Source organism: Kitasatospora sp. NPDC087314 (assembly GCF_044744365.1).
Lineage (GTDB): Bacteria > Actinomycetota > Actinomycetes > Streptomycetales > Streptomycetaceae > Kitasatospora.
The window spans coordinates 473635-489077 of record NZ_JBIUYE010000004.1 but is presented as its reverse complement, the minus strand read 5'-3'; the positions used below and the strand labels follow the sequence as shown (position 1 = coordinate 489077).

Sequence of the window (15443 nt, the reverse complement as noted above, 5' to 3'; positions counted from 1 at the left end):
CCAACCGACCGCCGGGCGAAGCGGGGTGGCCGCATGAGCCGCCGCGCGGGGGGCGTCGTCACCGGCCTCGGCCTGGTCTCACCGCTCGGCCGCAAGCCCGCCGAGGTGTTCGACGCGCTGACCGCCGGGCGCTCCGGGCTGTCCGCCGTCCCCGAGGGCCACGTCGCGCACGGCTGGCTGCCCGCCGCCGGGATCGCCCCCGCCGTGGACGGCCGGGAGGTACTGCCGCCCACCGAGACCCGCTGCGTGGACCGCTTCGTCCTGCTCGCCCTCGCCGCCGCCGACGACGCGCTCGCCGACGCCGGCCTGGTCGTCGGCCAGGACGTCGACCCGCACCGCACCGCCGTGGTGCTGGCCACCGGCGGCGGCGGGCTGGAGACCTTCGAGCAGCAGTCACACCGCCGACTGGAGCGCGGCCGCCCCGGCGTCAGCCCGTACCTGCTGCCGGGGATGCTCTCCAACATGGCCACCGCCCGGATCGCCATCAAGCACGGGATCCGCGGCTACAGCTCGGCCGTGGTGACGGCCTGCGCGGCCGGCGCCCAGGCGGTCGCCGAGGGGCTGCGGCTGATCCGCGCCGGCGACGCGGACGTGGTGGTGTGCGGCGGCACCGAGTCCTCGCTGCACCCCACCATCGCCGCCGCCTTCACCAACGCCCGGGCGCTCGCCCAGGGTTGGGAGGACCCGACGCAGGCCAGCCGGCCCTTCGACGCCCGCCGCAACGGCTTCGTGCTCGGCGAGGGCAGCGCCGTCCTCGTCCTGGAGCGCGCCGAACACGCCGATGCCCGTGGCGCCGCCGGATACGCCGACGTCATCGGCTGGGGCGCCTCCACCGACGCCCACCACCCGACCATGCCCCGCCCGGACGGCGCGGGCGCCGCCGACGCGATGCGCGCCGCACTCGCCAACGCGGGCCTGGCGCCGGGCGACATCGGCTACGTGAACGCCCACGGCACCGGCACCAAGCTCGGCGACGTGGCCGAGACCGCCGCCCTGCACGCCGTCTTCGGCGCGCACCCGCCCGCGGTCAGCTCCACCAAGGGCGCCACCGGCCATCTCCTGGGCGCCGCAGGCGCGTTGGAGGCGGTGGTGACCGCCCTGGCGGTGGCGAGGGGGACACTGCCGCCGACCCTCAACCTGACCGCCCCCGACCCGGCCTGCGACCTGGACCACATCCGGGGCGGGGCCCGGTCCACCCCGGTGCGCGCCGCGCTGAGCAACGCCTTCGCCTTCGGCGGCCACAACCTCAGCCTGATCCTCGGCCCGGCGTCCACCCGGGCCGCCAAGTAGCGCGCCGATCCTCGTCCTTCCATCCCTCCGGGGGAGATCCCGTTGTCCATCCAGTTCATCACCCACGTCGAATTCCACTGCGCGGACGCCGACAAGACGGCGGCCGGGCTCTGCGCCGACTTCGGCTTCACCGCCGACGTCCCGGCGACCGAGCCGGACGGCACCCGCACCATCCGACTGCGCCAGGGCACGATCCGGATGCACCTGGCCTCCTCCGCCGACCTCGACCACCCGGTGGCCGGCTACGTCGCCCGACACGGGGACGGCGTCGCCGTGCTCGCCCTGGCCTGCACCGACCCGCAGGCCTCGCTGGAGCGCGCCGAGCGCCACGGCGCCCGCGTGCTGGACCGGGCCGGCGGGCTGATCGCCGGCTTCGGCGACACCGCCCTGCGGTTCGTCCCGCTGCGCACGGCCGAGCCCGTCGACGAACCGGGCCTGCTGGACGCCCTGGACCACGTCGCGATCTGCGTCCCGGCGGGCCAACTCGCCGACGCCGTAAGGTTCTGCGAGGCCGCGCTCGGCTTCCACCGGATCTTCGGCGAGTACATCGAGGTCGGCCGGCAGGCCATGGACTCCAGCGTGGTGCAGAGCGCCTCCGGCGAGGTCACCTTCACCCTGATCGAGCCGGACACCACCCGGCGCCCCGGCCAGATCGACGAGTTCCTGGCCGCCCACGACGGCGCCGGGGTGCAGCACCTCGCCTTCCGCACCCGCGACATCGCCACCGCCGTCCGGACCGCCCGCGACCGCGGCGTGGAGTTCCTGAGCACCCCGGGCGCCTACTTCGACGCCCTGGCCGAGCGGTTCGGCGAGACCGCCATCCCGGTGGGGACCCTGCGCGACCTGCACGTGCTGGTCGACCAGGACCACGGCGGCCAGCTGTTCCAGATCTTCGTCCGCTCCACCCACCCCCGGCGGACCTACTTCCTGGAGCTGATCGAGCGCCAGGGCGCGGGCACCTTCGGCACCGCGAACATCAAGGCCCTGTACGAGGCCGTCGAGCGGCAGAGCTCCGCCGCCACCGTCTGACCGCCCGCACCCGAAGAAGGGGCACCGCCCATGACCACCGTCGCCGAGTTCCGCCTCAGCGAGGCCGAACGCGCCCTGCTGCCCACGCCCGAGGAGGTGGCCCACTACCGCGAGCACGGCTGGTACCTGTCCCGGAAGCTGTTCAGCGACGAGGAGCTGGACACCCTCCAGGCCGCCACCGAGCTCTACTACTCCGGCCACCGCGACCGCGAACTGCCCGTCCGGCCGCCGCGGCTGGCCGCCTGGGAGCCCTCGCAGGGCCCGATCCAGCGGCACAACGACTACGTGCACTACGAGAGCGACGCCATCGGCGCGATCCTGCGCAAGCCGCTGGTCGGCGCGGTGGCCGCACTGCTCGCCGGCGCCGAGGAGATCCGGATCTTCCAGGCCACCCTGATCTACAAGCCGCCGGTGCCCGGGGAGCCGAGCAACCAGGTGCCCTGGCACTTCGACAAGCACTACTGGCAGACCTCCACCTCGGAGGAGATGCTCACCGCGTTCATCCCGTTCCACGACTGCCGCGAGGAGAACGGCACCATCACCATGGTCGACGGCAGCCACCGCTGGCGGGAGCTGGACTCCGGCGAGGACTCCACCCGGCACTTCGCCGAGCGCGACCGCAGCGAGCTGGACGGCATCCTGGCCGCCAACGCCGCCCACAACGGGCAGCAGGTGCACACCGTCCCGATGCTCATCCCGCGCGGCCACATGTCCTTCCACCACTGCCGGACCTACCACGGCAGCGGCCCCAACCTGGCCTCCTTCCCGCGCCGGGCCGTCTCGCTGCACCTGCAGGACGGCGCCAACGAGTACCGCCACCACACCAGGGCGGACGGCGGCCCGGTGGTCTACAACCACGACGTGCTGGTGCGCCGCACCGCCGACGGCCGGCCCGACTACGCCGACCCGCGGTTCTGCCCGACGATCTGGCAAGGCGCGCTGTGACGGCTCCACTGGACACCCCGGCCGAGCGCTACCGGATGCTGCGGCTGATCCGCGGCTTCGAGGAGCTGGCGCTCGGCCTGGTCAAGGCCGGCGCGATCCCCGGCGGCATCCACCCGTACATCGGGCAGGAAGCCGTCGCGGTCGGCGTCTGCTCGGCACTCGGCCCCGCCGACCGGCTCACCAGCACCCACCGCGGCCACGGCCACGTACTCGCCCGCGGCGCCGCACCGCACCGGCTGCTCGCCGAACTGGCGGGCCGCGTCGACGGGTTGAACGGCGGCCGGGGCGGCTCGATGCACGCCGCCGACCTCTCGCTGGGTATCCTCGGCGCCAACGGCATCGTCGGCGCCGGCGCCCCGATCGCGGTCGGCGCCGCCTGGGCGGCCCGGCAGGCCGGGGACGGACGGGTCGCGGTGGCCTTCTTCGGCGACGGCGCGCTCAACCAGGGCGTCCTGCTGGAGTCGTTCAACCTCGCCGCGATGTGGCGGCTCCCGGTGGTGTTCGTCTGCGAGAACAACGGCTACGCCACCACCCTGCCCGCCGCCACCGCGGTCGCGGGCAGCGCGACCGGGCGGGCGGCCGCCTTCGGCATCCCCGCCGAGGAGGTGGACGGCATGGACACCGAGGCCGTCCGCGCCGCCGCACGGCGCGCGGTCGACCGGGCCCGCTCCGGCGACGGCCCCGGCTTCCTGGAGTGCCGCACCTACCGCTACGAGGGCCACCACACCATGGAACGCCGGATGAAACTGCGCTACCGCACCCCCGAGGAGGTCGACGCCTGGCGCGCCCGCGACCCGCTCCCCCGGGCCGCCGCCCTGCTGGACCCGCCGGCCGTCGCCGGGCTCGACGCCGCGGTGGCCCGGCAGCTCGGCGCCGCCGAGGAGTTCGCCCTCGCCTCCGAACACCCGGACCCGGCAGGCGCGTTGGACCACCTGTACGCCGACGGGCTGCGGCCCCGGGCGGGGGCGGTGGCATGACCAGGCTCTCGTACACCAAGGCCCTCAACCGGGCGATCGCCGACGAACTCGCCGACGACCCGGCGGTCTGCGTCTTCGGCGAGGACATCGGCGCCGGGATGGCCGGCCCGACACTCGGCCTGCTGGACCGCTTCGGTCCCGAGCGGATCGTCGACACCCCGCTGTCCGAGCAGGCCTTCACCGCGATGGCGATCGGCGCCGCGCTCGCCGGCCGGCGGCCGGTGCTGGAGTTCCAGATCCCCTCGCTGCTGTTCCTGGTCTTCGAGCAACTCGTCAACCAGGCCCACAAGTTCTCCCTGATGACCGGCGGGCAGGCGAGCGTCCCGCTGACCTGTCTGGTGCCCGGCTCGGGCTCCCGGGACGGCTGGGCCGGGCAGCACTCCGACCACCCGTACAGCCTGTTCGCCCACGCCGGGGTGAAGACCGTGGTGCCCGCCACCCCGACCGACGCCTACGGGCTGCTGCGCTCGGCGATCCGCGACCCGGACCCGGTCGTGGTGTTCGCACCCGCCGCCGCCCTCCCGGTGCGCGAGACCGTCACCTGGGACCTCTCCCCGATCCCGCTCGGCCGGGCCCGGATCCACCGCCCCGGCAGCGACGTCACCGTGGTCGCCGTCGGACACCTGGTGCACGACGCGCTCGCCGTGGCCGAGGAGGTCGCCGAGGACGTCTCGGTCGAGGTCCTCGACCCGCGCACGCTGTACCCGCTGGACTGGGCCGCGCTCGCCGCCTCGCTGGAACGCACCGGCCGACTGGTCGTGTTCGACGACTCCAACCGCAGCTGCGGCTTCTCCTCCGAGGTGCTGGCCACCGCCGCCGAGGAGCTGCGCCTGATCGCCCCGCCCCGCCGGGTCACCCGCCCCGACGGCGCCGTCCTGCCCTTCGCCCCCGCCCTCGACCGGGCCCTGCAGCCCGGCCGCGAGCAGTTGCGCCACGCCCTGCACGCCGTCCTGAAGCACCCCTGAAGCACGCCCGAAGCCCCCTGACCAGAAGGAGCCGTCTTGTCCACCAACCGCTACCACTGGGACCGTTCGCACCCCGGCCTGACCAGCCTCCAGCAGGCCATCGACCCGCTGCGCCGCGAGGTGGTCGGCCACGGCGTGTACGGCGGACTGACCAGCATCGAGCGCGTCCGCACCTTCCTGGACAGCCACGTCTTCGCGGTCTGGGACTTCATGTCGCTGCTGAAGAGCCTGCAGCGCGACCTCACCAGCGTCGAGGTCCCGTGGGTCCCGAGCGGGCCGACCGCCAGCCGCCGGCTGATCAACGAGATCGTGCTGGTCGAGGAGAGCGACGAGCTCGGCGAGGGCTACACCAGCCACTTCGAGCTGTACGTCGAGGGCATGCGGCAGGCCGGCGCCGACCCGCGCCCGGTCGAGGAGTTCCTGGAGCTGCTGGGCAGCGGCACCGCCGTGCCGGAGGCGCTGAAGGCCGCCCCGGTGCCGCAGGCCGCCGTCGACTTCACCGGCACCACCTGGTCGATCATCGAGACCGCGCCGGTGCACTGCCGGGCCGCCGCCTTCGCCTTCGGCCGCGAGGACCTGATCCCGGACATGTTCGCCCAGGTGGTCGGCATCGACGACCCGGACGGCGTGCTCACCGTGTTCAAGGACTACCTGGCCCGGCACATCGAGGTGGACGGCGAGCAGCACACCCCGATGGCGATGCAGATGCTGATCGACCTGTGCGGCGACGACCAGACCAAGTGGGACGAGTGCGCCGAGACCGTCCGCACCGCGCTGCGCGCCCGGGTGCAGCTGTGGACCGCGATCGAGGCGGACTTCGTCTAGGGACTCCTCAGATCACCTTGGGAACGGCCGAGGCCGACGCGGGCAGCGCGTCGGCCTCGTGCCGGAAGCGGTGCAGCGCGGCCCGGCCCTCCGCACCCCGCACCCGGGCGGCGAGCCGGGCCGGCAGCACCACGGTGCTCAGGTAGCCCTCGCCGCCGAACCCCTCGACCGTCCAACTCACCCACGGAAGCGGATAGTTGGCGGCCGGACTGAAGAACACCGGGCGGTGCCCCTGGAAGCTCACCCGATAGGCCCCGAACCGGCTCCAGTTGGAGAAGCTGAACCGGCGCGCCTGCGGGTCGAAGCCCAGCGGCACGCAGTCGCGCAGCCGGGCACGGCCGAGCGAGGCCAGGAAGCCCAGGTTGGAACGCAGGTTGAGGTGGGCGGTCGGGAACTCCTCGACCGCCGCCCGCAGTGCGCCCGCGAGCGCCGCCGGGCCGTCCTTGGGCCGGTACGGCAGGTGGACGTCGCCCAGCAGGTTGCCCACCAGCGCGGGCGAGAGCCCCAGCCAGCGCCGGGCGTTGACCGGGACGGTCAGCCAGCGCTCGGCCTCGTCGTCGTCCAACTCCCTGATCGCGCCGAGGACATGGGCGCAGAGCACGTCCCCGGACGAGAGTCTTCGCCCGGCCGCCGCACTGAACTCCGCGCGCATCCGGTCGACTTCGGCGTCCCCGAAGTAGATCTGGACGGTTCGGTTGGCGCGCGGCCCGGCCGCCACCTCACGGGCCAGCAGCTGCGCCTCCGCCGCCGCGGGCACCCGGAAGCCGGGCCGCCCGCAGTCCTCGGCCGGGAGCACCCGGTCCAGCAACGCGTCCTGATCCTCGACCAGTTCGGCCTCGGGAAGCTCCTCGCCCTCGACCGCCGCCGACCAGATCCGCAGCAGCAGCATGAAGCTGTGCAGATCACCGATCGCGTGGTGCCAGGAGCAGCCCAGCACCGTCCCACCGTCGGCGGTGCGGGTCACCCGGACGGTGAGCAGCGGGGCGCCGCCGACGCGCGCGGCCAGGGCGTCCACCGGGTCGACCAGCTCGGAGCCGGCGGCCGTCACCCGGCCCATCGCCTCGGCGAGCGTGCCGTCCACGGTGTAGAGGTCCAGCGGGACGCCGGAGTCGTCGCAGACCGCTTCGAGGGCGTCCCCGTCGGTGCGCAGCCGCCCGGCGAACACCGGCACCCGGTCCAGGGCGCGGGCCAGGCCGGCGGCGAGCCGGTCGTCGTCCAGCGGCCGGTCGAAGTAGAGCACGACCGAGACGGCGAGGTCGGCCAGCATGGTGTCCATCAGGCCGCAGCGCAGCACCGTGCCGGGGGCGCGGCCGGCTCTGACGGTCCGGGAACGGCGCAACTGCGGCCAGATACTCATGCGTTCCGTCCCCGGGTGGTCGGCGGGTGGCGAGCGGGCACGCCGAACGATAGTGCCGCGCCGGGACAGTGGTCCAGTCCAATCCCGGTGTCCGGACAGGCCGTCCGGAACAGCTGTCCGGAAAGGCCCCCGACCCGCCGCGGCGATAGAATGCGCACCATGGGAGAGCGCCCGGGCGCGCCCAGCGCGCCACCCCTCGTCCTGGTCACCGACACCGAGTCGCAGCTGATCGACCCGGCCCTGGCCTACCACCTCGGCCGCGACCCGACCAGCGAGATCGTGCTGGACGATCCCCGGGTCTCCTGGCACCACGCCGTGCTGCGGGCCACCGACGGCCACTGGCTGCTGGAGGACGTCGGCAGCACCAACGGCACCTACGACCAGGGCCGCCGGATCGACCGCCGGGACGTCGGCCCCGGCACCCGGCTGCGCTTCGGCGACCCGGCGGACGGCCCGTCCGCGACCTTCGCCGGCCTGCCCCGCCCCGACCCCGGCGAACGGCCCTCGCTGCTCGCCCCGGAGCTCTCCGGGACGTTCCGCAGCCCCAGCTCGGTGCTCCAGCTGCCCGGCGGCACGGTGCGGATCGGCCGCTCGCACGACAACGACCTGATCCTGGACAACCTGGTGGTCTCCCGCCACCACGCCGAACTGCGGAACCTGCCCGACGGCGGCCACGAGATCGTCGACCTGGACAGCCACAACGGCACCTACCTGAACGGCCGCCCGGTCCAGCAGGCGCCGATCGGCCCGGCCGACATCGTCGGCATCGGCCACTCCGCGCTCTGTCTCTCCGACGGCCACCTCGTCGAGTACACCGACACCGGCGAGATCTCCCTGGACGTGCAGCACCTGGTGGTCCGGGTCGGCTCCGAGCACCGGGTGCTGCTGGACGACGTGAGCTTCCCGCTCGCCGAGAAGGCGCTGCTCGCGGTGGCCGGCCCGAGCGGCGCCGGCAAGTCCACCCTGCTCAACGCGCTCACCGGGCTGCGCCCCGCCGACGAGGGCACGGTGCTGTACGACGGGCGCGACCTCTACCGCGACTACGCCGAACTGCGCCGCCGGATCGGCCTGGTACCGCAGGACGACATCCTGCACACCCAGCTCACCGTCCGCCGTGCCCTCGCCTACGCCGCCGAACTGCGCTTCCCCGGCGACACCGCGAAGGACGAGCGGGAGGCCAGGGTCACCGAGGTGATCCACGAGTTGGGCCTCGCCAGCCGGGCCGACCAGGTGATCGGCAGCCTCTCCGGCGGCCAGCGCAAGCGGGTCAGCGTCGCGTTGGAGCTGCTCACCAAGCCCTCGCTGCTGTTCCTCGACGAGCCGACCTCCGGCCTGGACCCGGGTATGGAGCGCTCGGTGATGCACATGCTGCGCGGGCTCGCCGACGACGGCCGGACGGTGGTCGTGGTGACGCACAGCGTGCTGAGCCTCAACGTGTGCGACCGCCTGCTGGTGCTCGCCCCCGGCGGCCGGACGGCCTACTACGGCCCGCCGGGCGAGGCGCTGGAGTTCTTCGGCTTCGAGGAGTGGCCGGAGGCCTTCGAGGCCTTCGAGAACGAGGACCACGAGGCCTGGCAGCGCCGCTTCCGTGCCTCCCCGCAGTACGGGCGCTACGTCGCCGCCGAAGCCGTCCCCCCGGTGCCGGCCGCCGGACACCCGTCACCGCCGATCGGCTGGGAGAAGCCGCAGGGCTGGTTCTCCCAGCTGGGCACCCTGGTACGGCGGTACACCGCGGTGCTCGCCGCCGACCGGCTGTTCCTCACCATCATGGTGGTGCTGCCCTTCGTGATCGGCCTGATGTGCCGGGTGATGGCCGGCTCCCGGCTCACCCCGGACAACGCCGTCAACTGCCTGCTCACGCTCTGCATCGGCGGCCTGCTGACCGGCGCCGCCAACTCGGTCCGCGAGGTGGTCAAGGAACGGGCGATCTACCGGCGCGAACGCGTGGTCGGGCTGTCCAGATCGGCGTACCTGGCCTCCAAGGTGGTGGTGCTCGGCACGGTCACGGTCGGTCAGGCCGCGGTACTGACCGTGGTCGGCCTGGCCGGGGTGAACCTCTCCTGGGCGGTGCCGACCGGGGTGGTGATGCCGCAGCTGCCCGAGCTGATCATCGCGGTCGCACTGCTGGCGTTCTCGGCGATGATGCTCGGCCTGGTGGTCTCGGCACTGGTGGACAAGGAGGAGGCCACCATGCCGCTGCTGGTGCTCCTCTCGGTGGTGCAGATCGTCTTCAGCGGCCTGATGCTCAAGCTGCACGGCGTGCCCGGGCTGGAGCAGTTCGCCTGGCTGATCCCGTCCCGCTGGGGCATGTCGGCGATGGCCCGCACGGTCGAGCTGCACGGCATCTTCCCGACCGCGATCACCGCCGACCCGATGTTCCGCCACGAGCGCGCCGGCTGGCTGCGGGCCATCGCGGTACTGCCCGCGCTCGCGGTGGCGTACGGGCTGCTGGTGCTGGCCCTGCTGCGGCGGCACGAGCCCGCGATCATGCGGCGGTAGGACGCCGCCGTGCGGCGCGGGTGCTCGGTCGGGCGGCGCCGGACCCGGTCGCGCCACCCCAGGCCGGGCCCGGCCGCCGCCGGTAGAGTGGAAACCGACCTGTGGTGCGAGTGCCGCGCGCAGCCGCGGCTCGCGCGGCGGAGGAAATGTAGCCGCCCATGGACGAGTTCGCGTTCCGCCCCACCCACGTCGCCCCGCCGGCCGGGATGGCCACCTGGGCGGCCCCGGACCCGGCCCGGCCCGCCGCCCGGCTGGACGCCCTGCTCCCGGTGCGGCTGGTCACCCGGCAGGGCGACTGGGCCCAGGTCCTCTGCTCCAACGGCTGGACCGCCTGGGTGGACGGCCGCCTGCTGATCACGCTCCCGAACACCCCGCCCGCCGCCGGCGGCCCACCCGCCCGGACCGCCGACCCGCGCCCGGCGCTCGCCGAGGCCGAGGCCGGGCTGGCCCGCTACCGCGCCCTGCTGGAGGACCTGGCGACGGGCGGCCTCGACCTGGAGGGCTTCCAGGAGTGGACCCGCGGTCTGCGGCTCGGCCTGGTCGTCGACGGCGCGGCGCTCTGGGTGTTCGACCCGGCGCACGACCGCTGGTCCTACTGCGACGGACTGCAGCTCCAGACGTACGCGGCCGCCCAACGGCCGACGCCGACGCCGACGCCCGCCCCGACGCCCGTGCCGGGCTCCCCGCAGGCGCCCGCGGTCGGCCCGTACCCCCCCACCCGGACGAGCGAGCCGTGATCCCCTCCGCGCAACCCCCCGACCGGCCGACCGTCCGGCCCTCCGACCACCCGGCCGTCCGGCCGGTCGAGCAGGCGCCCGGGCCGCCGTCCGGACCCTCGCCGCCGTCCGCGCCCGAGCACCCGTCCGTACCCGAGCCGACGTCCGCGCCCGGTCTGCCCGCCGGCATGGTCGGGAGCCGGATCGCGGGCTACCGGCTGGAGCGCGAGATCGGGCGTGGCGGCATGGCCGTGGTGTACCGGGCCAAGGACCTGCGACTCGGCCGGACCGTCGCGGTCAAGCTGCTCGCCCCCGAGCTGGCCCGCAACGAGGTGTTCCGGCAGCGCTTCATGCACGAGTCCGAGGCCGCCGCCGCGATCGACCACCCGCACATCATCCCGGTGTTCGAGGCCGGCGAGCACGACGGCATCCTGTTCATCGCGATGCGCTACGTCGAGGGCGGCGACCTGCGCGCGCTGCTCACCCAGGACGGACCGTTCCCGATCGGGCGGGCCGTCCGGCTGGCCCTGCAGATCGCCTCCGCGCTCGACGCCGCACACGACCACGACCTGGTCCACCGGGACGTCAAGCCCGGCAACGTGCTGGTCGCCGCCGGGACGGACAGCGAGCACCCCGAGCACCTGTACCTGGCGGACTTCGGGCTCACCAAGAAGTCCCTGTCGCTCAGCGGGCTCACCGGCGTCGGCCAGATCGTCGGCACCCTCGACTACGCCGCACCCGAGCAGATCTCCGGCCGCCCGCTGGACGGGCGCTGCGACCAGTACGGCCTCGGCTGCGTGGTCTTCGAGATGCTCGCGGGCGCCCCGCCGTTCCGCCGGGAGAGCGACCTCGCCCTGCTCTGGGCCCACCTCAACGACCCGCCGCCCGTGCTGCGCGCGCACCGCCCCGACCTACCCGCCGCCGTCGAGGCCGTGGTCGCCCGGGCGCTCGCCAAGGCGCCGCAGGACCGGTACGCCAGCTGCCTGCAGTTCATCGCCGAGCTGCGCGCGGCCACCGTCCTCGCACCCGGGCGGAGCGCCGCGCCCGGGCCGTGGAGCGGGGACGGGCCGCCCACCCAGGTCGTCCGGGCGGTCGTCCCCGGGCTCGCCCCGCCGGCCGCCGTGCCCGAGCCGCCCGCCTGGGCCGCCCCGGTCGTCCATCCGCCACCGCGGTGAGCACCAGCCACCGTCAGCCGTCCTCCGCCGACCCCGAGGGAGCCGCCCGCCATGAACGCCGTGAGCCAGGTCTTCGCGATGCTCGCCGCCGCGATCCACCTCATCGTCTGGCCGCTGGAGAGCTTCCTGTACGGGCACCCGCGGGTGCGCTTCCTGCTCACCGGCAGCACGGCGGACGCCCCGGAGGTCCGGCTGTGGCGCTTCAACGTCGGCTTCTACAACCTGTTCCTGGCCCTCGGCCTGGTCGCCGGCCTGGTCCTGCTGCACACCGGACACGCCGGCTCCGGCCGCGCCGTGATCACGTACATCGCCGCGTTCATGGTCGCCGGCGGTATCACCCTCTTCGTCTCGGAGCCGAAGATCTGGCGCGGCGCCCTCGGCCAGGCGGTGCCGGCGGCGGCGATCCTGCTCGCCCAGGCGTTCTGAGCGCGCGGCGCGGCCAGGGTGCTCAGGCGGGGACCTCGGTCAGCCCGACTGCCGGGCGGAGGCCGTGCGCAGCCATCCGATCACCCGGCGATGATGTCAGCCCCGCTCTGCGGCCGTCACGTCGCCCCGGCGGCCGGTGCGGGCGGCGAGCAGCGCGCCGAGCCCGCCGGCCAGCAGACCCCAGCCCGCCGCCAGCGGCACGGCCGTCCACAGCACCGGGCGCAGGGTGAGGCTGCCGCTGCCGAGGCCGGCCAGCGGGTTGGAGCCGCCGAGGATGGAGCCGAGGAGGTCGCCGAGGCCGCCCTGGCCGATGCCGACGCCGAGCACGGACAGCCCGTAGGCGGCGTCCGCCCGGGTCCAGAGACCGACCAGCAGCACCGTCACCGCGGTGGCCAGGGCGAACCGGACAGCGTGCTGCCAGAGCCGGACGGTGCGCGGCGAGCGGTACGCGGCGAGGAATCCGGCCGCGAGCAGCAGCACCGCGGCCAGCGGCAGCAGCCACCAGCTGCGCGCGTCCTGGTCGGCGAGGGTGCCCAGGCTGATGGTGGCCTGCTGCCCCTCCGGGGCGCGCAGCACCTCGGCGAGCGGCTTGGGCACCGGCAGGCCGAGCGCGCCGGCGAGCCGTCCGTGCCACTGTGCGCCGAGGCCGACGCCGAAGGCCAGCCAGACCAGGTCGGGCAGGGCGAGCAGCACCACGGCCATGCTCTGCCGGGCGTTGCCGTGCACGATCGCGGTCAGCACGCCGGCCGCCACCCCGATCACCAGGTACCCGAGCAGGACCAGCCAGAGCGCGAACGCGGCCGGGCGGACGGCCAGTTGGTAGGGCACCAGGGCGCGTGGCAACGGCGCCCGCCGGGACACCGCGAAGGTGCCCGCGAGGACGACGAGCAGCCAGGCCAGGCCGATGCCCACCGTGCTCGCGCCGTCCGCGTGGAAGCCGACCTCCGGGGTCAGCCCGAGCACGCCGCCGATGGACTGGGCGAGGTCGCCGCCGAGCGGGACGACGAAGGTGTGCCGGGCGCCGAGGGTGAGCAGCGCGAGGGCGACCAGCCAGAGCACCACCGTTCGGGCGATCCGGCCGAGCAGTTCGCCGCCGCCGGCCACCGCGCGAAAGCGCAGCTGACGCAGGAACACCTCGGCCATCACCACCGCACCGACCAGTGAGACGGAGAGCGGCATGACGCTGATCCCGGCATCCACGGCGGCGAACTGCCCGGCCCCTCCGTCGAGTTGGACGGATCCGCCGACGGCCAGCGCCAGCGTCCCGGCCAGCACGGAGGCGAAGCCGCCGTCCGGGAGGCGGTTGGCGCCGGCCAGCCAGAGGCCCAGCGCGGCCACCGACGCCATCGCGGCGAGCCCGGCCAGCACCACGGCGAGCGCGTCCAGCCAGCCGCGCAGGGCGCCGGGCGGGCCGGCGGCCCGGGTCGTGGGCTGCTGCATACCGTCTCCTCGGTGCTGTCGGGCGCCTCGGCGCGTCGGGCTCCTCGGCTCGACCCGCTGGGGCGGCGTCGGCGCGTCGGGCTCCCCGGTGCTGTCGGGCTACGCGTTCCAGGGTGGCCGACACCCGGCGGGCACGCTCGGCGACGATGCGCACACCTGCTGTTGCGGCGGGTGGGGTGCCGGGGGGAAATGGAAGCCAGTGGCAGGAGCTTCCCGGGCCGGCGCGTCCGCCGGCCACCTGCGAAACGGAGCCTCGATGAGTTCCCAACCGCCCCCGTCCGGCCCGCCGAGCGAGCCCCCCTACGGCCCCCCGTCGGGCCCCCCGTCCGGCCCGTTGACCGGCCCCCCGTCGGGTGGAGGCCCGGCCGGCCCCCCACCCGGGTCTTCCGGCCCCTCCGGACCGCCGTCCGGCGGTGGTGGCGGGTCGCACACGCCGTGGTGGCGCTCCAGGCGGGGAATCGCACTGGCCGCGGGCACGGTGGCGGCGGCCGTGGTGGCCACCGTGCTGATCGTGAACAACCAGGGCGGCCACAACGAGGCGATACCGGCCGCCAACGAGGTCGCGCTGCAGACCCCGGCCGACCCGGGGCCCGCCCCGTTCACTCCGTCGGTGGAAACCCAGGGCGTGAGCGCCCCCGCCCCGCCACAGGCGCCGCAGCCCGGGCAGGGCGGCGGATCCACGGCGACCTCCCCCGGGGTGATCCACAGCGTGCAGGGCAGCTCCGCCGGACTGTACGGCGGCACGATGTCCAAGCCCAGCTGCGACACCGAGCGCCTGATCACGATGGTCTCCACCGGGGACTCCGGCCGCGCCTGGGCCTCCGCCGCGGGCATCGAGCAGTCCGCGATCCCGTCCTACCTGCGCTCGCTGACCTCGGCGTACCTGCGGGTGGACACCCGGGTCACCAACCACAACTACAAGAGCGGCGCCGTCGCCGAGTACCAGTCCGTGCTGCAGGCCGGCACCGCCGTGCTGGTGGACTCCCAGGGCGTGCCCCGGGTGCGCTGCTCCTGCGGCAACCCGCTGAAGGCGCCGGTGCTGGTGAGCGACGCCAAGTACACCGGGAAAGCGTGGTCCGGTTTCCAGCCGACGACGCTGGTCGTCGTGGTGCCGACGCCGCAGCCGGTGACCGAGATCGTCCTGGTGAACATCGAGACGGGCGGCTGGTTCTCCCGGCTGACCGGGCGGATCGACGTGGTCGACCGGCACGTCGATCCGCCCAAGGGCCCACTGGCGCCCGGCGTCCCGCCGCCGGGGAAGATGACGCCGACCACGCCGGGGGCCACGGCCTCGATGTCGGCCTCGTCCTCCGGGGCGACCTCCGGCTCCGGCTCGGCGACGACCTCGGGGGCGACGTCCTCGGGGGCGACCTCCTCCGGCGCGACCTCGTCCGGGGCCACGTCCTCCGGAGCCACGTCCTCCGGGGCGAAGTCCTCCGGCGCGACCTCCTCCGGGGCCACGTCGTCGGGGGCCACCTCCTCCGGAGCCACGTCCTCCGGGGCGAAGTCCTCCGGCGCCTCGACGGGGACGGGCTCCGCCTCCGCGACGTCGTCCACCTCCTCGGGCACCCCCGGCGGGACGACCAAGACGGCCGGCCCCTCGTCCGCGTCCACCGGCTCGCCCGCGGGGCCGTCCACCTACACGGCGCCCACTCCGAAGCCGACCACCAAACCTCCGACGGTCAACGGGACGCCGACGACCGGGGCCCCCGCGGAGACCACCGGCAGCACGACGACGACCACCGCACCCAAGATCACGCCGTCGACGGAGAACGCCACTCCCAGCTGATCCGCCCGAC

General features: G+C 74.7%; 13 protein-coding genes. 11 read left to right on the top strand and 2 right to left on the bottom strand.

Annotated elements, in window-relative coordinates:
- The first annotated feature begins 33 nt into the window (after window positions 1–33).
- From ACIO5E_RS11450 to ACIO5E_RS11425, 6 genes are read left to right on the top strand one after another with little or no spacing between them, the layout of a single operon-like run.
- Entirely contained in the window at window positions 34–1290 is a 1257-nt protein-coding gene (locus ACIO5E_RS11450; RefSeq protein WP_400666090.1) for a beta-ketoacyl-[acyl-carrier-protein] synthase family protein, read from the top strand.
- A 42-nt stretch (window positions 1291–1332) separates the two neighbouring features.
- Complete coding sequence (gene hppD, locus ACIO5E_RS11445; RefSeq protein WP_400666088.1) at window positions 1333–2319, top strand: 4-hydroxyphenylpyruvate dioxygenase; 987 nt, start codon at window positions 1333–1335, stop codon at window positions 2317–2319.
- Window positions 2320–2349: 30 nt separating this feature from the next.
- Complete coding sequence (locus ACIO5E_RS11440) at window positions 2350–3264, top strand: phytanoyl-CoA dioxygenase family protein (protein WP_400666086.1); 915 nt, start codon at window positions 2350–2352, stop codon at window positions 3262–3264.
- A 35-nt stretch (window positions 3265–3299) separates the two neighbouring features.
- Window positions 3300–4241, top strand: coding sequence for a thiamine pyrophosphate-dependent dehydrogenase E1 component subunit alpha (locus ACIO5E_RS11435; RefSeq protein WP_400666268.1), 942 nt, complete (start codon window positions 3300–3302; stop codon window positions 4239–4241).
- Complete coding sequence (locus ACIO5E_RS11430; RefSeq protein ID WP_400666085.1) at window positions 4238–5206, top strand: alpha-ketoacid dehydrogenase subunit beta; 969 nt, start codon at window positions 4238–4240, stop codon at window positions 5204–5206. The genes ACIO5E_RS11435 and ACIO5E_RS11430 overlap by 4 nt, the downstream gene beginning before the upstream one ends.
- 36 nt (window positions 5207–5242) lie before the next feature.
- Complete coding sequence (locus ACIO5E_RS11425) at window positions 5243–6031, top strand: DUF3050 domain-containing protein (protein WP_400666083.1); 789 nt, start codon at window positions 5243–5245, stop codon at window positions 6029–6031.
- A gap of 7 nt (window positions 6032–6038) precedes the next feature.
- On the opposite strand, the gene ACIO5E_RS11420 is transcribed toward ACIO5E_RS11425, so the two are convergent.
- Complete coding sequence (locus ACIO5E_RS11420) at window positions 6039–7388, bottom strand: acyltransferase (RefSeq protein WP_400666082.1); 1350 nt, start codon at window positions 7386–7388, stop codon at window positions 6039–6041.
- A gap of 159 nt (window positions 7389–7547) precedes the next feature.
- On the opposite strand from ACIO5E_RS11420, the gene ACIO5E_RS11415 reads away from it, so the two are divergent.
- The 4 genes from ACIO5E_RS11415 to ACIO5E_RS11400 all read left to right on the top strand — a co-directional run bounded on the left by ACIO5E_RS11415 (window position 7548) and on the right by ACIO5E_RS11400 (window position 12204).
- The gene (locus ACIO5E_RS11415; protein WP_400666081.1) at window positions 7548–9887 is read left to right on the top strand and encodes an FHA domain-containing protein; all 2340 of its coding nucleotides are present in this window, start codon (window positions 7548–7550) and stop codon (window positions 9885–9887) included.
- Window positions 9888–10045: 158 nt separating this feature from the next.
- Window positions 10046–10624 (top strand): hypothetical protein, encoded by a 579-nt coding sequence (locus tag ACIO5E_RS11410; protein WP_400666079.1) that lies wholly within the window; start codon window positions 10046–10048, stop codon window positions 10622–10624.
- 167 nt (window positions 10625–10791) lie between these two features.
- On the top strand, window positions 10792–11778 hold the full coding sequence (locus tag ACIO5E_RS11405; protein ID WP_400666266.1) for a serine/threonine-protein kinase: 987 nt from the start codon (window positions 10792–10794) through the stop codon (window positions 11776–11778).
- 51 nt (window positions 11779–11829) lie between these two features.
- Window positions 11830–12204: a DUF1304 domain-containing protein gene (locus tag ACIO5E_RS11400; protein WP_400666077.1), complete on the top strand. Its 375-nt coding sequence runs from the start codon at window positions 11830–11832 to the stop codon at window positions 12202–12204.
- Window positions 12205–12300: 96 nt separating this feature from the next.
- Here the strand turns inward: ACIO5E_RS11400 and ACIO5E_RS11395 are convergent, their stop codons facing one another.
- Window positions 12301–13644, bottom strand: coding sequence for a streptophobe family protein (locus ACIO5E_RS11395; RefSeq protein WP_400666075.1), 1344 nt, complete (start codon window positions 13642–13644; stop codon window positions 12301–12303).
- Between the two features lie 490 nt (window positions 13645–14134).
- Here ACIO5E_RS11395 and ACIO5E_RS11390 point away from each other — a divergent pair, with 490 nt between their 5' ends.
- Complete coding sequence (locus ACIO5E_RS11390) at window positions 14135–15433, top strand: DUF6777 domain-containing protein (RefSeq protein ID WP_400666074.1); 1299 nt, start codon at window positions 14135–14137, stop codon at window positions 15431–15433.
- Window positions 15434–15443: the final 10 nt, after the last annotated feature.